A 17,975-nucleotide genomic window follows, 5' to 3' on the forward strand; every position below is an offset into this window, starting at 1 on the left:
AGGCGTTCGCCGAAGAGTAGTTACTTCTTCTTGGCGACAGCAGCCTTCAGCTTGGAGCCAGCGGTCAGCTTGACGCTGTGGCCAGCTGCGATCTGGATGGTTTCGCCGGTCTGCGGGTTGCGGCCGGTGCGGGCTGCACGGTCGGTGCGCTCAACTGCGAGCCAGCCCGGGATGGTGATCTTTTCGCCAGCGGCAACAGAAGTCTCGAAAACTTCGAACAGTGCATCGAGCACGGAGTTGACTGCTGCCTGGCTGGTGCCAGCCTTGCCTGCTACCTCTGCAACGAGTTCACTACGGTTCTTAGCCATTTACGTCCTCCTGGACTCATACGTTTTTGAGCTTTCAAGCGGAATGCGAGCAAGCCACTGTTCGAAAACTTACCAGCTTGGGCTGGCATGGCCAGCAAATTCCGCGTGTTTCCGCGCCTTTTTGACCAAAATCACCGGATTTTCAGGGTTTTTAGGACTGCTTTACGCCCTTGGCGTACCCTACGGCGTTGGGATGGGCACTTCGCTGGCCGCCGTGCGGCGCCCCGGTTAGAACAGAATGCGTTGGAACAACACGTGGTCCTGCCATTCGCCGGCTATCTGAAGATAGGACGGCGCCACCCCTATCTGCTGGAAAGCCGACTTCCTCAGCACTGCTTGAGAGGCCGCGTTGTGGGGAAGGGTTGCGGCCTGGATTCGATGCAGGTTCAGTTCTTTGGTGGCCATACTCACGACGGCGGCGACCGCACCTGCCGCGAGGCCGTTGCCGGTGCATGCCTGGTCAATCCAGTAGCCGAGGTTGGCACTCAAGAATGGTCCCCGGACAATTCCGGAGAGCGTGACCATCCCGGCTATTCCCCGTGGAGTGGTCACAACCCACGGTACTTCCGTGCCCAGTTGATACTGCTTCAGCTTGGCTTGTATTACCGCTTCCTGCCCCGCGGCGGTGAAGAACTCCTCGGGTCTGGCTGGTTCCCAGGGTGCCAGGTGCTGACGGTTCCGCCGGTAAGCAGCGGCCACGGCGGACGCGTCTGAGAGTTCAACCGGGCGCAGGAGACACTGACGGTCGTCCTCGCCAGGCGATACGCCCAGCGATGAATTGTCCAGGTTGCGCATGAGACTCATCTCTGGACTCTATCGGTGTCCCACGCCGACGATTGCGCACACTTCAACCCAGTGATAGCTTTTCGATGATCGTGATTATTCAACAGGAGGTGAGTCCCATGAACGCTGTATCCACAATGGGCGCTCCCCTGTCCACGATCCCGCGGCTGAGATAGCCGCCACCGGGAGCGCCGAACACGCAATTCGCGAAAGGCGACTCCCATGAACAACACTTCTTCTTCACACTTCACTGACCTCACTGAGTCCCCGGGTTTCAAGCAATCGGGGCTGCACCGCAGCCAAGGAACAGTGGACGCCTCAAACAGGGTGCCAACCGGCCGGCGGGCGCTGATCCTCGGCGGCGGCGGGTCCACGGGCAATGCTTGGCTGATCGGCATTGTCGCCGGCCTTTTCGACGCCGGATTGGACGTCACCACTGCAGACCTCACCGTTGGCACTTCGGCCGGTTCGACGGCGGCGGCCCAGTTGGCGGGTGCAACTCCCGCTCAGCTTTTTGATGACATCCTCGCCACGGCGCCGCAGGCAGCTACAGGCGTGAATGGTTCCGCTTCCGGCTCGGCCGTTCCGCGTGTTGACCGGCACAGCGGATCCCGGGTCGTATCCGACCATATGGAACGAACCCGCACCGTCATTGAGGACTCTACGGACATGGCAGATATGCGGCGACGGTTGGGGAACGCGGCGATGGAGATGGCCGCGGCTATGGAGGGCTGCAGTGCCCGCTGGCGCGCCACCGTCACGGCCAGACTGCCAAGGCAGGAGTGGCCGGAGCGACCGGTGCTGCTCACCGCCGTGGACGCGGCCACCGGCGAACCCGTGGTTTTCGATCGCCACAGTGGAGTGGCCTTGGTTGACGCTGTGGCCGCCAGCTGCGCCAGTGGCTTCGCCTACACGATCAGCAACAATCATTATGTCGACGGCGGCTACCGCACCAATGCCGAGAATGCTGACCTCGCGGCCGGGTACAGCCGCGTTCTTGTGCTCTCACCGTTTGGGGGACGGACGAGGACGCCCGCGGAGTGGGGCATGGAATTATCTGCACAAGTAGACGAACTGCGCCGCAGCGGCAGCCAGGTTGAGACAGTCTTCCCGGACAGTACAGCGGAGCACATGTTCGGCGCCAACGCCATGGATCTCTCGCTGCGACCTGCAGCGGCCCAGGCAGGCTTCCATCAAGGCAGGGAACTGGTCGGTCCGCTCAGCCGGTTCTGGTCATGAGCCGTTAAAGCTCCGGTCTGACCGGTTAAATGCAGAAGGGCCCCGACCTGGTGGTCGGGGCCTTTCTGTAATGGTTGTCCGGCGGTGTCCTACTCTCCCACACCCTCCCGGGTGCAGTACCATCGGCGCTGTGGGTCTTAGCTTCCGGGTTCGGAATGGGACCGGGCGTTTCCCCCACGCTATGACCGCCGTAACTCTGTTACCCGACCCCGTGGGGTGGGAAATCTTTGGTTACAACTGTGGTGTTGTTATTCAGTTGTTGGTTCCTGGAACATTGGTTGTTGTTCGGGAACCACATAGTGGACGCGTGCAGTGTGTTGTGTGGTGTAAGTTGTTGGCCTATTAGTACCGGTCAGCTTCACGAGTCTTTAGTCCTCGCTTCCACATCCGGCCTATCAACCCAGTGGTCTGGCTGGGGGCCTCTCACACATAATGTGTATGGAAATCTCATCTTGAAGCGAGCTTCCCGCTTAGATGCTTTCAGCGGTTATCCCATCCGAACGTAGCTAATCAGCGATGCACTTGGCAGTACAACTGACACACCAGAGGTTCGTCCGTCCCGGTCCTCTCGTACTAAGGACAGCCCTTCTCAAATTTCCTGCGCGCGCAGCGGATAGGGACCGAACTGTCTCACGACGTTCTAAACCCAGCTCGCGTACCGCTTTAATGGGCGAACAGCCCAACCCTTGGGACCTACTCCAGCCCCAGGATGCGACGAGCCGACATCGAGGTGCCAAACCATGCCGTCGATATGGACTCTTGGGCAAGATCAGCCTGTTATCCCCGAGGTACCTTTTATCCGTTGAGCGACGGCCATTCCACAATGTACCGCCGGATCACTAGTCCCGACTTTCGTCCCTGCTTGAGATGTCTCTCTCACAGTCAAGCTCCCTTGTGCACTTACACTCGACACCTGATTGCCAACCAGGCTGAGGGAACCTTTGGGCGCCTCCGTTACTTTTTAGGAGGCAACCGCCCCAGTTAAACTACCCATCAGGCACTGTCCCTGACCCGGATCACGGGCCGAAGTTAGATGTCCAAAGTGACCAGAGTGGTATTTCAACGATGACTCCACCCGAACTGGCGTCCGGGTTTCAACGTCTCCCACCTATCCTACACAAGCCACTCCGAACACCAATACCAAACTATAGTAAAGGTCTCGGGGTCTTTCCGTCCTGCTGCGCGTAACGAGCATCTTTACTCGTACTGCAATTTCGCCGAGTTTATGGTTGAGACAGCGGGGAAGTCGTTACTCCATTCGTGCAGGTCGGAACTTACCCGACAAGGAATTTCGCTACCTTAGGATGGTTATAGTTACCACCGCCGTTTACTGGGGCTTAAATTCTCAGCTTCGCCCGTAAGGGCTAACCGGTCCTCTTAACCTTCCAGCACCGGGCAGGAGTCAGTCCGTATACATCGTCTTGCGACTTCGCACGGACCTGTGTTTTTAGTAAACAGTCGCTTCCCCCTGGTCTCTGCGGCCCACACCCGCTCACGGAGAGCAAGTCTCCATCACGGGGCAGGCCCCCCTTCTCCCGAAGTTACGGGGGCATTTTGCCGAGTTCCTTAACCATAATTCTCTCGATCGCCTTGGTATTCTCTACCTGATCACCTGTGTCGGTTTGGGGTACGGGCGGCTAAAACCTCGCGTCGATGCTTTTCTTGGCAGCATAGGATCACCGGATCCCCCCATACGGGGGTCCCATCAGATCTCAGGATCGTGCTCGAAGCACACAGGAACGGATTTGCCTATCCCTGACCCTACATCCTTAGACCGGGGCAACCATCGCCCGGCCCGGCTACCTTCCTGCGTCACACCTGTTAATACGCTTACCTCCCGGGATCAGGTCCCGCGCTCGGCCAAAACCCACACACCACAAGGGTGGGCGGGCAGGCTCCGGGCGGTTAGTATCCCCCGCTTGGCATGGGCGGTTTTTCGCCGGTACGGGAATATCAACCCGTTGTCCATCGACTACGCCTGTCGGCCTCGCCTTAGGTCCCGACTTACCCAGGGCAGATTAGCTTGACCCTGGAACCCTTGATCATTCGGCGGACGGGTTTCTCACCCGTCTTTCGCTACTCATGCCTGCATTCTCACTCGTGTAGGCTCCACCGCTGGTTTCCACCGCGACTTCACTGCCCACACGACGCTCCCCTACCACTCCACACCCCTGAACCACGAAGGCTAGGGCATTATGTGAAATCCACAACTTCGGCGGTGTACTTGAGCCCCGCTACATTGTCGGCGCGGAATCACTTGACCAGTGAGCTATTACGCACTCTTTCAAGGATGGCTGCTTCTAAGCCAACCTCCTGGTTGTCTTCGCAACTCCACATCCTTTCCCACTTAGCACACGCTTAGGGGCCTTAGTTGGTGGTCTGGGCTGTTTCCCTCTCGACTATGAAGCTTATCCCCCACAGTCTCACTGCTGCGCTCTGACTTACCGGCATTCGGAGTTTGGCTGACGTCAGTAACCTTGTAGGGCCCATCGGCCATCCAGTAGCTCTACCTCCGGCAAGAAACACGCAACGCTGCACCTAAATGCATTTCGGGGAGAACCAGCTATCACGGAGTTTGATTGGCCTTTCACCCCTACCCACAGCTCATCCCCTCCATTTTCAACTGAAGTGGGTTCGGTCCTCCACGACGTCTTACCGTCGCTTCAACCTGGCCATGGGTAGATCACTCCGCTTCGGGTCTAGATCACGCCACTACACTCGCCCTATTCAGACTCGCTTTCGCTACGGCTACCCCACACGGGTTAACCTCGCGACGTAACACTAACTCGCAGGCTCATTCTTCAAAAGGCACGCCGTCACAGTTACTTGTGATTACTCACGACTGCTCCGACGGATTGTAAGCACACGGTTTCAGGTACTGTTTCACTCCCCTCCCGGGGTACTTTTCACCTTTCCCTCACGGTACTGGTCCGCTATCGGTCATTAGGAAGTATTTAGGCTTATCAGGTGGTCCTGACAGATTCGCACGGGATTTCTCGGGCCCCGTGCTACTTGGGATACTCCCCAGGCCGTGCACAACATTACGGTTACGGGGCTCACACCCTCTCTGGCCGGCCTTTCAAGACCGTTCACCTATGCCTGCACCTCACCTCACTGGTCCGGCAGAACCAGAACGGAAAGTCCCACAACCCCGCCCATGCAACGCCCGCCGGCTATCACACATGGAAACGGTTTAGCCTGATCCGCGTTCGCTCGCCACTACTAACGGAATCACTATTGTTTTCTCTTCCTGCGGGTACTGAGATGTTTCACTTCCCCGCGTTCCCCCCACGCACCCTATGTGTTCAGATGCGGGTCACACAATCACCATGACAGCGTTGTGCGGGGTTTCCCCATTCGGACATCCTGGGATCAACGCTCGGTTATCAACTCCCCCAGGCTTATCGCAGATTCCTACGTCCTTCTTCGGCTCCTAATGCCAAGGCATCCACCGTGTGCCCTTAAAAACTTGACCACACAAGATCAAAAACTTACTCGAGAGAACCATGACCACAAGGGCCAGGTTCATTCATAAGAAATTGCTGTAGAAACACACACCAAAAAGGCGTGTGTTTCAGATGCTCGCGTCCACTATGTAGTTCTCAAACAACAACCCCGTCAACCACACCCCCAACCACCACAACCACCCCAACAAAAGGAGTAGCCGCTCAACGGTGACCAGAGGAACCGGCCGCAGGAACAAAAGAAACACCAGAAGTGCCCCCATGCATTGCTGCAAAAAGGTCCTGTTGCCTCAGGACCCAACAGTGCGCCAAACACAACCCCCACAAACCACGCCCCGGCAGCGTTCCACACAACCCACACCCCCACCAAAGCAGGAACACAGGAAGCCGTACTAACACCAGGACACAACCAGGAAAGGCCATGCCAAAGAAACTTTGATTTGTTGATATTCCACCCATGAGCACCCACCGCAGAACATACGCCTGCGCAATGGGCAACACTGACAACCACCACCACACCCATACAGGCACAGCAACCAGTTGTTAGCAGCTCCTTAGAAAGGAGGTGATCCAGCCGCACCTTCCGGTACGGCTACCTTGTTACGACTTAGTCCCAATCGCCGGTCCCACCTTCGACGGCTCCCCCCACAAGGGTTAGGCCACCGGCTTCGGGTGTTACCAACTTTCGTGACTTGACGGGCGGTGTGTACAAGGCCCGGGAACGTATTCACCGCAGCGTTGCTGATCTGCGATTACTAGCGACTCCGACTTCATGGGGTCGAGTTGCAGACCCCAATCCGAACTGAGACCGGCTTTTTGGGATTAGCTCCACCTCACAGTATCGCAACCCTTTGTACCGGCCATTGTAGCATGCGTGAAGCCCAAGACATAAGGGGCATGATGATTTGACGTCGTCCCCACCTTCCTCCGAGTTGACCCCGGCAGTCTCCTATGAGTCCCCGCCATAACGCGCTGGCAACATAGAACGAGGGTTGCGCTCGTTGCGGGACTTAACCCAACATCTCACGACACGAGCTGACGACAACCATGCACCACCTGTAAACCGACCGCAAGCGGGGCACCTGTTTCCAGGTCTTTCCGGTTCATGTCAAGCCTTGGTAAGGTTCTTCGCGTTGCATCGAATTAATCCGCATGCTCCGCCGCTTGTGCGGGCCCCCGTCAATTCCTTTGAGTTTTAGCCTTGCGGCCGTACTCCCCAGGCGGGGCACTTAATGCGTTAGCTACGGCGCGGAAAACGTGGAATGTCCCCCACACCTAGTGCCCAACGTTTACGGCATGGACTACCAGGGTATCTAATCCTGTTCGCTCCCCATGCTTTCGCTCCTCAGCGTCAGTTACAGCCCAGAGACCTGCCTTCGCCATCGGTGTTCCTCCTGATATCTGCGCATTTCACCGCTACACCAGGAATTCCAGTCTCCCCTACTGCACTCTAGTCTGCCCGTACCCACTGCAGAACCGGAGTTGAGCCCCGGTCTTTCACAGCAGACGCGACAAACCGCCTACGAGCTCTTTACGCCCAATAATTCCGGATAACGCTTGCGCCCTACGTATTACCGCGGCTGCTGGCACGTAGTTAGCCGGCGCTTCTTCTGCAGGTACCGTCACTTTCGCTTCTTCCCTACTGAAAGAGGTTTACAACCCGAAGGCCGTCATCCCTCACGCGGCGTCGCTGCATCAGGCTTGCGCCCATTGTGCAATATTCCCCACTGCTGCCTCCCGTAGGAGTCTGGGCCGTGTCTCAGTCCCAGTGTGGCCGGTCACCCTCTCAGGCCGGCTACCCGTCGTCGCCTTGGTAGGCCATTACCCCACCAACAAGCTGATAGGCCGCGAGTCCATCCAAAACCACAAAAAGCTTTCCACCACCATGACATGCGCCAGATGGTCATATCCGGTATTAGACCCAGTTTCCCAGGCTTATCCCAGAGTCAAGGGCAGGTTACTCACGTGTTACTCACCCGTTCGCCACTAATCCCCCAGCAAGCTGGGATCATCGTTCGACTTGCATGTGTTAAGCACGCCGCCAGCGTTCATCCTGAGCCAGGATCAAACTCTCCGTTGAAGTAAAACAAATCAAACAGACACAACCACACCCACCGGAAATAACGGCAAGACACGGCTGCACAAAATTCGAAACCAGCTGAAAACCAGACCACCACACACGGGGGTGCGCGACAATCCGGCCATAATTTCAACCAATCAATAAAACAATCGGCATCAACAAACTTGGCACACTATTGAGTTCTCAAACAACAGACACACCCGGCACCACTCAACCCCCACAAAGGGGCCAAGATCGCTCCGGAGCAACTTTTCAAACTTACCCGATCAACCAGATCTTTGCAAACCGGCGTTTCCGCGGTTTCCGATACAGGTTCCGGCCCCACCCGAAGCAGACGCACTCGGAAGCGCACCGTTTTTCAGGCTGTTATCAAGGGGGTTGGCCTCCGCGGCTCTCAGCTCCAGGCTGTCTCACTCGCGGCGACTCAGAAGACATTACACGGCTACGGACCGCGGCACAAATCCAGCCCCGCACCACCCAAAACCCCCGCAAACACGGGGCGAACAGCACCACCACTGCTCCAATCAACGCAAAACCAGCCAAAATCAGTGCGCGTGAAGCCCGTCACACCAGCAATCATCCCCCCAATCCGACGCCCCGCACCCACCCGACCACCGCCGTCGAATATTCCACTCGAGCGAGCGTCCGGCAAAAACCCGAGGGAATTGAGAGACGGTCCGGCAAGAACCCGAGTGAAGTGAGCGAGCATCCGGCGAAAACCCCCGGGAAGTGAGAGACGGTCCGGTAAACCCATGCTTAAACACAAAAAAGCCGGCAACCATAACGGTTGCCGGCCTTTTCAGAGCTTCGTGATTACCAGGAAGACTTGGTGATGCCCGGGAGCTCACCGCGGTGAGCCATGTCGCGGAAGCGAACACGGGAGATACCGAACTTCTGGAGCGTACCGCGGGGACGGCCGTCGATCTGGTCGCGGTTACGCAGACGGATCGGGGAGGCGTTGCGGGGCAGCTTCTGCAGGCCGAGGCGTGCAGCTTCGCGTGCTTCGTCAGTCGCGTTGGGGTCAACCAGGGTCTTCTTCAGTTCGAGACGCTTGGCAGCGTAACGCTCAACAATGACCTTGCGCTGCTCGTTGCGAGCAATCTTTGACTTCTTTGCCATGTGTTTAGCGCTCCTCTCGGAATTCGACGTGCTGGCGGATCTTGGGGTCGTACTTCTTCAAGACCAGACGGTCAGGATCGTTACGACGGTTCTTGCGGGTTACGTAGGTGTAACCGGTGCCCGCAGTGGACTTCAGCTTGATGATCGGACGTACGTCCTTGTCCTTTGCCATTAGAGCTTTACTCCTCGTGCCAGGATGTCAGCAACGACTGAGTCGATGCCGCGTACGTCGATTGTCTTGATGCCACGGGCTGACAGGGTCAGCGTGACGTTACGGCGCAGGGACGGAACCCAGTAGCGCTTCTTCTGAATGTTCGGGTCGAACCGACGCTTGTTGCGACGGTGCGAGTGCGAAATGCTGTGTCCAAAGCCCGGCTCGGCTCCGGTCACTTGGCAGTGTGCTGCCATGACTCTCCTCCAAAGATTGAATGTAACGGCGTGCAGATGTTCCTGCGTTACCGTGCGACAGGCAGCGTCCGCATCCGGGTCCAAACCATTTCGGTAGTTTCCGCAGCAAGTGCGGCGAAGAAGGTTGGCCTCAGGACCGGACAGTGAAAATCACTGAAACAGATCCTGGGATACCGGGCGAATACAGGAATGCACGCAACTTGAGCCCCTAACTACCGGCCACCGGGACGTCAGTAAAACCAACAGTCACCACCAACCGGAGCAATTGCACACGATCCGCACTACCTAGCGCCTAACTATTCTACGGGTCAGGCCAAATTAAGACCAATCCGGCATGATAAGCCCTGCGCAGCCGGAATTAAAGCGGCCGGATCAGCTCTGGGTATTTCGGGCTCAAGCCATCACCGGACGAGACTCCCCGCACCCGTCGGGCAACCCACGGTGCTGCGGACTCCCGGAACCAGCGGGCGTTGGCTTTCAGGGTCTCCACCCGATTCATCAAACGGACCGGCGCCAGTTCCGGAACCTCAATGACATGCTCATGCTCAAGGACGTCCAGGACGCGCTTGGCCATGTTGACATGGCCGGCAGTGGACATGTGCATGCGGTCCTCGCCCCAAAGACGCCAATCGTCGTACTCGTCGAACCGCCAATAATCCACCAGCAGGGCACCATGGTTTTCGGCGATTTCACGCACCAGCTCGTTGTAGATCGCGGTGCGGCCGCGCATGGCACTGAAAACCTTGGAGCCCTTGGCATCGAAGCCTGTAAAGAGCACAACAGTGGCTCCGGACGCACTCAACTTGGCAATGCCGGCGTCGTACTCTTCCAAAAGCGAGTCAATATCAATCTTGGGCCGCAGGATGTCGTTGGCGCCCGCGTACAGCGTTACCAGCGTCGGCTTCATGGCGACTGCGGCATCAACCTGCTCAGCCATGATTTGCCGGAGTTTCCGGCCGCGGATGGCCAGGTTGGCGTACCCGAAGTCCGTGTTGCTGTGGGCAAGTTGGCCGGCCACGACGTCAGCCCAGCCGCGAACCCCGTTGGGGCGGGTGGGGTCCTCATCTCCAACACCCTCAGTGAACGAGTCCCCCAAGGCAACATAACGGGCAGAAAAATCCATGCCGTCAGTCTGCCACTTCAGCTCGGGAGGCCACAAAGCACGCCTGGAACGGGTCAGGAGTCACGGAGTATCCAGTGGTTGTTGTCCAGGCGGGCCACGATTTTTTCACCGATGCGGGCAAGATCAGCGACGTCGTCGGGGCTGAGGGAATCGAGCATGAGCGTCCGCACGGATTCCACGTGTCCCGGGGCGAGGGACACAATGGTGGACATGCCGGCGTCGGTCAGGTGCGCCACGGTTACCCGGGCATCGCCGGGGTGCGCCTGCCGTTCCACCCAACCGCGTTTCTGCAGCTTGGTGACAACGTGGGAAAGGCGCGACAAGGAGGCACTCGTACGCGCGGCGAGCTCACTCATGGGAAGGTACCGGCCCTCTGTTTCAGAGAGCATTGCGAGCACGTTGTAGTCGAACAAGGACAATTTGCCGGCGGATTGAAGCTGGGTGTCCAACGCCGAGGGGAGCAAGGTGTTGATGCTCAGCAGGGCCAGCCAAGCACGGCGTTCGTCGGCATTCAGCCAGCGGGGTTGAGTCATGTCTCCATCTTATGAGAATCCGCTGCTTCCATAGCTCCAGTGGGCGGCTCTGACGATAGGCTGGCGGCATGTTCGTAGTCTCCTTGACCTACAAAGTTCCCGACGAAATTGTCGACTTCCACCGGCCCGGTCACATGGCTTGGCTTAAGGAAGCGTTCGACGCCGGAACCTTCCTTGCGTCCGGACGTCGCGTCCCAGCCACGGGCGGCGTACTGCTGTCCAAAGTGGACAGGGCAACGCTGGATGCGTCGCTGGCGAAGGACCCGTTCTACAGCAACGGAGTGGCTGAGTTCGAAATCATCGAATTCACTGCCACCAGCGTCGCTGAGGGTTACGAAAACCTGCTCGATACCTGAGGTATCCGGGGTTGTGAGCCCAACTGCTCGGGCAACACTACCGGCATCAGATCGGGCCAGCGTGCCGTGATGTCCTCGCCGCTCGATGTCCCGCGGAGACGCCGCGAAAGCCAAGGTCCGACGTCGCGCTGATCTGTTCCATCACTTCAGTGCCTCTTCCATCAGCTTTTTCAGCCCGCCCTTCCGGGGGACCTTCACGGGTTGGGGCCAGCGCGGGCTGAGGGCATCTCCCAGGGTGACGCCCCTGAGCTTGCGGCCGAAGAGCGGCACCACCCAGTCGTTGACCCAACGGCGCTGCCGGCGTTCCCATTCGCGGAGGGTCAGGCGGGAGGGCGGATCCCATTGCTTGGGCGAGATCTTGTGGGGGACGTTGAGGTGGTCGAGGACCTGCGCCGCCAAATACTTGTGGCCCGCTTTGGACATATGAAGCCGGTCCGGGGCCCACATCCTCTTGTCCTTGTAAGCATCAAAGCACCAGTAGTCCACCAGGACCGCACCATATTTTGCGGCAACCTCGCGGACTCTCTGGTTATAGAGGGTGTTGCGCTTCTTGAACGGCTCCAGGACGGCCGAGACCTTCACGTCGAACCCGGTGAACAGAACCAAAGTGGCCCCGGTTTCACTCAGCCGGGCCACCAGCAATTCATAGTCATTGAGGAGCGCATCCATGTCAGTGCCGAAATCGAGGATGTCGTTGCCGCCTGCGTAGAGCGTAATGAGCGTCGGCTCCATAGCGAGGGCCGGCTCGAGCTGTTCGCCAATGATGTGCCGGAGCCTCTTACTGCGAACAGCCAGGTTGGCGTACTCCCAACCCGGCTGGTCCTTAGCCAATTTCTCAGCGACCCTGTCCGCCCAGCCGCGCACCCCATTGGGCAGGACATTGCTGGGGTCCCCCACGCCTTCGGTGAAGGAATCCCCCAAGGCGACAAACCGCCGTCGAACCTTGTTCCGGTCCCCGAGTTCCTCCCGCACCCACCCGACGCTACCCGCCCCCGGTTACACCCGAGCCAACCCCAAGTGAACTCCCCAAACAAGAGGGAAGTGAGAGACCGTCGGCCCAAAGCCCAGAGGAAGTGAGAGAGCGTCGGCCAAAAACCCGAGGGAAGTGAGAGAGCGTCGGAAGGTGAGGCGCACGGACGGTTGGCGGGTATCCGGCAGCGTGCGTCAAAGCGACGAAGGAGCAGCACGCCGAAGATGGCCGCCAACCGCCCACCCGGCGCTTCTGCGGACTAACGCAAGGGGCTTAGCCTTCGGCTTTGCCCCGGCGCCAGTAACCCATGAACGCAACTTGCTTACGGTCGATGCCAACGTCCCGAACCAGGTACCGCCGCATTTCCTTGATCACGAACGCTTCACCGGCGATCCATGCATAGAACGGCAATGCACCGGCGGGCAGGGTGGGGTTCTTGCTGGCTTCGATGGCCGCGGTGTCCATGCGCTGCGGGGTTTCCCAGAGGATGTCCTGGTCCACGTTAACGTCTTCAGGTTCGGGGCCGGCCGCGGTTTCGGTGCCTTTGATCCCTACCCAGCCCGGCACGGGAATGGCCTTGGCTACGGCTTCTTTGAGGAGTTCACCGTGTGGACGTGAGCGCCCGATGGCTGCACCGCGTGCCAGCCAGGTGATTTCGATGTCCGCTGCCGTGGTGATGTCCTGGAAGTCGCCGGCCTCGGGTACTTCGAGGAAGGCGTGGCCGGTCATATCGGCGGGCAGGCTTTCGAGGATGGCGCTGATGGCGGGGACTGCGGTTTCGTCGCCGGCCAGGAGCACGCGCTGGGCAAGGCCCGGGCGCCATTCGATGCCGCCGTAGGCTCCGGCAGTGGTGCACTGCGCTGCCCTGTTGTTGGGGCCAATGATGGTGAGGGAGTCCCCGGGCCTGGCGGCTTTGGCCCAGTTGGCCGCGGGTCCGCCGTGGCCGGCGTCGTCGAAGTGCATGACGAAGTCGATGTCGATCTCCGGGTACACGGCATCCAGACGCTCGGAGCGGACCGTGTAAGTGCGCATGTCACCGCGGACGGAGGGATCCATGGCCAACCATTCCTGGTACCAGCCGGCTTCTTCCATCTTAAAGACAGGCAGCGGAATGATGTTGCCGGATGCGTCGCGGGACGGGATCATCAGCTTCACGCGCAGGTCCAGGGTGTCGCCCGCTACGCCGAAGTCCCGCAGGGAGTATCCACCGAAGGTGATCCGGCGGAAGTTGGGGCTGAGCTCCTGCACGGCCGTCACGGTGACGTCGAAGGCGAGGGTCATGGGCTCCACGGCGGCACTTGCTTTTGCCTGTGTTGGTTGTGCACTCATGAGGCGATCTCCAGTTCGTTGGTTGAAGCGGTGCGTGCGTGGTGGCGTCCGATGGGGACGATCAGCGGTGTGCCTGAAATGGGGTCCGGAACCACACGGGATTCCAGGCCAAAAACGTTGAAGACCAATTCCTCGGTGACTACCACTGGTGCGGGACCTTCGGCCACGATGCACCCGCCCTTCATGGCGATCACATGGTCTGCGTAGCGGGCTGCGAGGTTGAGATCGTGCAGCACAATTGCCACGGTGGTGCCGCGGCTGCGGTTGAGGTCAGTGACGAGGTCCAGGACTTCCACCTGATGGGCGAGGTCCAGGTACGTGGTTGGTTCATCCAGCAGCAGGACGTCGGTTTCCTGCGCGAGGGCCATGGCAATCCAGACCCGCTGGCGTTGTCCACCGGACAGTGCATCGATGCTGCGCTCAGCCAGTTGCAAGGTGTCGGTGGCGTCGAGCGCGCGCTGCACCGCGGCGTCGTCGGCGGCGCTCCAGCTGCGGAAGAAGCCTTGGTGCGGGTAACGGCCGCGGCCCACGAGGTCCCGGACGGTGATGCCGTCCGGAGCGGCGGGGTGCTGGGGCAGGAGGCCGAGCGTGCGGGCGAGTTCGCGGGCGGGACGGGTGTGGATGTCCTTGCCGTCCAGCGTCACGGAACCGCCGCTGGGCTTGAGCAGGCGTGACAAACCACGCAGTAGCGTGGACTTGCCGCAGGCGTTGGCGCCCACAATCATGGTCACTTTGCCTTCGGGGATCTCAGTGGTGAGCCCTTCCACCACCTTGCGTGCCTCGTATTGGAGCGTGAGGTCCTTGGCATTAAGGATGGCCATGTCAGGCCTCCTTTCGGTTGGAGGTAACCAGCAGCCACAACAGGAAGGGAGCACCGAGGGCGCCGGTAATGACGCCCACCGGAAGGACCGTTCCGTCAAGGATGACGGGAGCGATGTTGGAAGCGAAGAAGTCTGCGAGCAACACGATCAGGGCACCGGTAAGGGCCGACGCCGGGAGGCTGGGTTTGCGGACAACGCGGCGGGCAATGGGGCCTGCAAGGAAAGCGACGAACGCTACCGGACCGGCAGCGGCCGTGGCAACGGCGGCAAGTCCGACGGCGGTGAGCACCAGTCCCAGCCGGGCGGCGTTGACCTTGATTCCGAGGCCGGCTGCGGCGTCGTCACCGAGTTCGAGGATGCGCAACGGACCAGCGAGGGCTATGACGGCCGGGATCAGGATGAGAAGAGAGACTGCGAGGACCCCTGCGCGGTCCCACGTGGAGGAGTTCAGGGAGCCGTTGAGCCAGATGAGGGCGTCGGCTGCGGTGCGGATGTCCGCGCGGGTCATGAGGAAGTTGACCACCGCGTGCAGTGCCGCTGCGATGCCCACTCCGGCAAGGATGAGGCGGTTGCCTGCAGCGTTGCCGCGGCTGCCTCCACCCGCGCCGGTACCGCCACGGGAGATTGCGTAGATGATGGCGGCGACGCCGAGCGCTCCACCGAGTGCTGCCCCGGAGACCACGGCTCCGGAAGCGCCGAAAATCACGATTGCCGTCACGGCTGCCGCGCTGGCACCGTAACTGATACCGATGATGTCCGGGCTGGCCAGCGGATTGCGGAGCATGGTCTGGAACAATGCGCCGGCCAAGCCGAAGGCGATGCCGATCATGGTGCCCACCACTGCGCGCGGCAGCTTGTGCTCCATGACAATGAAGCTGGCTCCGGGGATTTTCTCACCGCCGGTGAGGTGGTTGATCACGATGGTGAAGAAGTCGGCGATGGTCACGGTGTAGCTGCCCAGGAGCACGTACACGGCGAACATGACAATGACTGCCAGTCCCAGGAAGAACGTGGGGCTCAGCACGCGCCGAAGAGTCGTTTGTTGATGGTGCTTCGGGGAAACATTGGCGCTGACTGCCAACTCGGTGGGGAGTTTATGGACAGTGGTCACAGCCCGGCCCCCTTTCCGCGGCGGATGAGCCAGACGAAGACGGGGGCGCCGATGATGGCGGTCATGATGCCTGCAGGGACTTCGCCGGGGAGAAGGATCACGCGGCCAACGATGTCGGCGCTGATCAGCAGGATCGGGGCCACAGCTGCGGAAAACGGCAGGATCCACCGGTAGTCCGGGCCGGTCAAGGAGCGGACGGCGTGCGGTATGACCAAACCGAGGAAGGCAATGGGCCCGGCCACGGCCGTAGCGGATCCGCACAAGAGGACGATGCCCAGTCCGGTGATGCTGCGGGCCAGCGTGACGTTTTGGCCGAGGCCGCGTGCAATGTCGTCGCCCAGGGCAAGGCTGTTCAGGATTCGTCCGCCGGCAAGAACAATCAGCGCCCCGACCGCGAGGAACGGCAGTGCAGGCAACAGGACGGACCAGTCACGTCCGCCTATGGTGCCTACCTGCCAGAAGCGGAAGCGGTCAAAGGTGTCCTGGCTCGAAACCAGGATGACGTTCATCAGGGAGAACAGACCGGCGCTCAGGGCGGCACCTGCCAGCGCGAGCTTGACCGGTGTGGCACCGTCACGTCCGATCGACGCGATGGCGTAAACCACGACGGCGGCCGCGGCGGCACCGATGAAGGCGAACCAAATGTAGCCGGACAACGAGCCGATGCCGAAAACATAGATTCCGACCACCACCGCCAAGGCTGCACCGGCGTTGAGTCCCAGAATCCCGGGATCTGCCAACGGGTTGCGGGCAACACCCTGCATGGCTGCGCCGGCGAGACCCAGTGCGGCACCGGCAAGAAGGCCCAGCACGGTCCTGGGGATCCGGGCGATGACCACAGCGTGGTTACCGTCCTCCGGATTGAAGTTGGTGAGTGCTTCCCAGACGGTGTTAAGGGGAAGGCCGCGTGCGCCGATCGCCAAGGATGCGGCGCACACTGCGGCGAGTACGACGACGGCTACCAGCAGCCAGGCGGTGCGCTTTCCTGCTGTCCGCCTGTCTGCTGTGCCTTCGGAACCGGTTCCCCCGCCGGTCGCCGTGGCCTCAGGGGCGATGCCTCCCGGGCCAGCCGACACCAAAGTGCCGCTGCCCCGCCCCTGAAGTGCCGTCGTCGTACTCAGTTTCATTGCAGTTACTTGCCTGCTGCGTCTGCTGCTTTACCCAGCTGCGGCAGGAAGGTATCCAGTGCCCACGGAAGGCTCAGCGGCGAAGAGGCGGAGATGGAGAGCGTCAGGGTCTGATCCGAATCAGCAACCAGTGCGCCCTTTTTGATGGCCGGGATCTGGCCCAACAGCGGGTCAGCCTTGATGGCATCTGCCGTGGTGGAGTCCGGAACCCAGGTCACGAAAACATCGGATTCGAGCTCGTTGGCCTTCTCAGCGGACCACGGGATGAAGAATTCCGTGTTGCTCTTGGTGTTCTCAGTAACCACCGGGGCCAGCTTCATGCCGATTTCGGAAAGGAAGCGGGGGCGGTTGTCGATTGCCGTGTACACGTTGGCGCCGTCACCCTTGGCGGGCTCGAGGTTGCCGTAGATGAAGGTCTTGTCCTTGATCTGCGGGAACTCGGACACCTTTTCCTTGACGGTGTTTTCCGTATCTTCAATCAGCTTCTTGGCTTCGGCTTCCTTGCCGAGAGCCTTGCCGATCAAGGTGGTGCTTTCCTGCCACGGGGTGCCGTAGGCGAGTTCCGGCTGAGCAACCACGGGAGCAATTTCGGTGAGCTTCTTGTAGTCAGCTTCTTCCAGGCCCGAGTAAGCGGCCAGGATAACGTCCGGGCTGAGCTTGGCGATCTCGGTGAAGTTGATGCCGTCTGCCTCGGAGTACTGAACCGGAGCCTTCTCGGTGCCGAAGCCGGCGCCGAGCTTCTCCAGTGCGGCGTCCTTCCAAGGGGTTGAGCCCTTGTCGTTGTTGCCCCATTCGTTCTTGGGAACACCAACGGGAACAACACCCAGGGCGATCGCGACGTCGTCGTTGACCCACGAGATGGTGACTACGCGCTTGGGCTGTTCCTTGATGGTGGTCTCACCAAAGACGTTCTTGATGGTGACCGGGAAGGCCGAGGATGCTGCCTGCTCAGTGGCGGGAGCGGATGTTGCCGGGCCAGTGGAGCAGCCGGTGAGGGTGAGGGCGACGGCGGCCAATGCGGCCGTCGCGGTTCCTGCTGTCTTCAGCAGGGCGCGGCGTGGGAGAAGGGAAGCCACGGTACTCCTTAAGTAAGTGATGCGAACCTAAGTAAGGCTAGCCTAGCCTGCTGATAATTAAGAAACGTTTGCGTCACCTAATCCGCCACAATAGCGGAATGCGACGCAGATCACACCCCTTCCCGCCG

The 17,975-nt window shown here is 60.0% G+C and carries 15 protein-coding genes and 3 rRNA genes; 2 read left to right on the forward strand and 16 right to left on the reverse strand.

The features are described 5' to 3' along the window. Nucleotides 1–20 precede the first annotated feature (20 nt). Both ABI796_RS18025 and ABI796_RS18030 read right to left on the reverse strand, forming a co-directional pair. Nucleotides 21–308: an HU family DNA-binding protein gene (locus tag ABI796_RS18025; RefSeq protein ID WP_011776355.1), complete on the reverse strand. Its 288-nt coding sequence runs from the start codon at nucleotides 306–308 to the stop codon at nucleotides 21–23. A gap of 228 nt (nucleotides 309–536) precedes the next feature. Continuing rightward, a complete protein-coding gene (locus ABI796_RS18030) occupies nucleotides 537–1,112 on the reverse strand; it encodes a GNAT family N-acetyltransferase (RefSeq protein ID WP_141284855.1) in 576 nt (191 codons plus the stop codon). A 201-nt stretch (nucleotides 1,113–1,313) separates the two neighbouring features. Here ABI796_RS18030 and ABI796_RS18035 point away from each other — a divergent pair, with 201 nt between their 5' ends. Beyond that, nucleotides 1,314–2,330: a patatin-like phospholipase family protein gene (locus ABI796_RS18035; protein ID WP_141284853.1), complete on the forward strand. Its 1,017-nt coding sequence runs from the start codon at nucleotides 1,314–1,316 to the stop codon at nucleotides 2,328–2,330. A 76-nt stretch (nucleotides 2,331–2,406) separates the two neighbouring features. On the opposite strand, the gene rrf is transcribed toward ABI796_RS18035, so the two are convergent. From rrf to ABI796_RS18075, 8 genes are all read right to left on the reverse strand, one after another. Then, a 5S ribosomal RNA gene (gene rrf / locus ABI796_RS18040) occupies nucleotides 2,407–2,523 on the reverse strand. 128 nt (nucleotides 2,524–2,651) lie between these two features. Next, nucleotides 2,652–5,805, reverse strand: a 23S ribosomal RNA gene (locus ABI796_RS18045). 547 nt (nucleotides 5,806–6,352) lie between these two features. Continuing rightward, nucleotides 6,353–7,874: ribosomal RNA gene (locus tag ABI796_RS18050) — 16S ribosomal RNA — on the reverse strand. The 16S, 23S and 5S rRNA genes sit together here, the layout of an rRNA operon. An 813-nt stretch (nucleotides 7,875–8,687) precedes the next feature. After that, nucleotides 8,688–8,993 (reverse strand): 30S ribosomal protein S14, encoded by a 306-nt coding sequence (rpsN, locus tag ABI796_RS18055; RefSeq protein WP_011776360.1) that lies wholly within the window; start codon nucleotides 8,991–8,993, stop codon nucleotides 8,688–8,690. Between the two features lie 4 nt (nucleotides 8,994–8,997). Further along, nucleotides 8,998–9,165 carry a 50S ribosomal protein L33 gene (gene rpmG, locus ABI796_RS18060; protein ID WP_003798558.1) on the reverse strand — a complete coding sequence of 56 codons (168 nt, stop codon included), beginning with the start codon at nucleotides 9,163–9,165 and terminating at the stop codon, nucleotides 8,998–9,000. Further along, complete coding sequence (gene rpmB / locus ABI796_RS18065) at nucleotides 9,165–9,401, reverse strand: 50S ribosomal protein L28 (RefSeq protein WP_011776361.1); 237 nt, start codon at nucleotides 9,399–9,401, stop codon at nucleotides 9,165–9,167. Before rpmB ends, rpmG begins: the two co-directional genes overlap by 1 nt. 358 nt (nucleotides 9,402–9,759) lie before the next feature. Beyond that, on the reverse strand, nucleotides 9,760–10,524 hold the full coding sequence (locus ABI796_RS18070; RefSeq protein ID WP_141286369.1) for an SGNH/GDSL hydrolase family protein: 765 nt from the start codon (nucleotides 10,522–10,524) through the stop codon (nucleotides 9,760–9,762). 53 nt (nucleotides 10,525–10,577) lie between these two features. Next, entirely contained in the window at nucleotides 10,578–11,057 is a 480-nt protein-coding gene (locus ABI796_RS18075; RefSeq protein WP_017198795.1) for a MarR family winged helix-turn-helix transcriptional regulator, read from the reverse strand. 68 nt (nucleotides 11,058–11,125) lie between these two features. Here ABI796_RS18075 and ABI796_RS18080 point away from each other — a divergent pair, with 68 nt between their 5' ends. Further along, a complete protein-coding gene (locus ABI796_RS18080; RefSeq protein WP_141286367.1) occupies nucleotides 11,126–11,413 on the forward strand; it encodes a YciI family protein in 288 nt (95 codons plus the stop codon). A gap of 141 nt (nucleotides 11,414–11,554) precedes the next feature. Here the strand turns inward: ABI796_RS18080 and ABI796_RS18085 are convergent, their stop codons facing one another. The 6 genes from ABI796_RS18085 to ABI796_RS18110 all read right to left on the reverse strand — a co-directional run bounded on the left by ABI796_RS18085 (nucleotide 11,555) and on the right by ABI796_RS18110 (nucleotide 17,847). Then, nucleotides 11,555–12,385 carry an SGNH/GDSL hydrolase family protein gene (locus ABI796_RS18085; protein ID WP_141286365.1) on the reverse strand — a complete coding sequence of 277 codons (831 nt, stop codon included), beginning with the start codon at nucleotides 12,383–12,385 and terminating at the stop codon, nucleotides 11,555–11,557. A 271-nt stretch (nucleotides 12,386–12,656) separates the two neighbouring features. Beyond that, nucleotides 12,657–13,712: a siderophore-interacting protein gene (locus ABI796_RS18090; RefSeq protein WP_141286363.1), complete on the reverse strand. Its 1,056-nt coding sequence runs from the start codon at nucleotides 13,710–13,712 to the stop codon at nucleotides 12,657–12,659. Continuing rightward, entirely contained in the window at nucleotides 13,709–14,533 is an 825-nt protein-coding gene (locus tag ABI796_RS18095) for an ABC transporter ATP-binding protein (RefSeq protein WP_141286361.1), read from the reverse strand. The genes ABI796_RS18090 and ABI796_RS18095 overlap by 4 nt, the downstream gene beginning before the upstream one ends. Nucleotide 14,534: 1 nt before the next feature. Next, nucleotides 14,535–15,644 carry an iron chelate uptake ABC transporter family permease subunit gene (locus tag ABI796_RS18100; RefSeq protein WP_141286359.1) on the reverse strand — a complete coding sequence of 370 codons (1,110 nt, stop codon included), beginning with the start codon at nucleotides 15,642–15,644 and terminating at the stop codon, nucleotides 14,535–14,537. Next, nucleotides 15,641–16,771: an iron ABC transporter permease gene (locus ABI796_RS18105; protein WP_141286357.1), complete on the reverse strand. Its 1,131-nt coding sequence runs from the start codon at nucleotides 16,769–16,771 to the stop codon at nucleotides 15,641–15,643. The genes ABI796_RS18100 and ABI796_RS18105 overlap by 4 nt, the downstream gene beginning before the upstream one ends. 5 nt (nucleotides 16,772–16,776) lie before the next feature. Further along, a complete protein-coding gene (locus ABI796_RS18110; RefSeq protein WP_141286355.1) occupies nucleotides 16,777–17,847 on the reverse strand; it encodes an iron-siderophore ABC transporter substrate-binding protein in 1,071 nt (356 codons plus the stop codon). Between the last annotated feature and the right edge of the window lie 128 nt (nucleotides 17,848–17,975).

The sequence above is a fragment of the Paenarthrobacter aurescens genome, assembly GCF_041549525.1.
GTDB lineage: Bacteria > Actinomycetota > Actinomycetes > Actinomycetales > Micrococcaceae > Arthrobacter > Arthrobacter aurescens.

Coding starts and splice junctions, on each gene's coding strand:
- ABI796_RS18025 (WP_011776355.1), bottom strand. CDS start 308: ATGGCTAAGAACCGTAGTGAACTCGTTGCAGAGGTAGCAGGCAAGGCT.
- ABI796_RS18030 (WP_141284855.1), bottom strand. CDS start 1,112: ATGAGTCTCATGCGCAACCTGGACAATTCATCGCTGGGCGTATCGCCT.
- ABI796_RS18035 (WP_141284853.1), top strand. CDS start 1,314: ATGAACAACACTTCTTCTTCACACTTCACTGACCTCACTGAGTCCCCG.
- rpsN (WP_011776360.1), bottom strand. CDS start 8,993: ATGGCAAAGAAGTCAAAGATTGCTCGCAACGAGCAGCGCAAGGTCATT.
- rpmG (WP_003798558.1), bottom strand. CDS start 9,165: ATGGCAAAGGACAAGGACGTACGTCCGATCATCAAGCTGAAGTCCACT.
- rpmB (WP_011776361.1), bottom strand. CDS start 9,401: ATGGCAGCACACTGCCAAGTGACCGGAGCCGAGCCGGGCTTTGGACAC.
- ABI796_RS18070 (WP_141286369.1), bottom strand. CDS start 10,524: ATGGATTTTTCTGCCCGTTATGTTGCCTTGGGGGACTCGTTCACTGAG.
- ABI796_RS18075 (WP_017198795.1), bottom strand. CDS start 11,057: ATGACTCAACCCCGCTGGCTGAATGCCGACGAACGCCGTGCTTGGCTG.
- ABI796_RS18080 (WP_141286367.1), top strand. CDS start 11,126: ATGTTCGTAGTCTCCTTGACCTACAAAGTTCCCGACGAAATTGTCGAC.
- ABI796_RS18090 (WP_141286363.1), bottom strand. CDS start 13,712: ATGAGTGCACAACCAACACAGGCAAAAGCAAGTGCCGCCGTGGAGCCC.
- ABI796_RS18095 (WP_141286361.1), bottom strand. CDS start 14,533: ATGGCCATCCTTAATGCCAAGGACCTCACGCTCCAATACGAGGCACGC.
- ABI796_RS18105 (WP_141286357.1), bottom strand. CDS start 16,771: ATGAAACTGAGTACGACGACGGCACTTCAGGGGCGGGGCAGCGGCACT.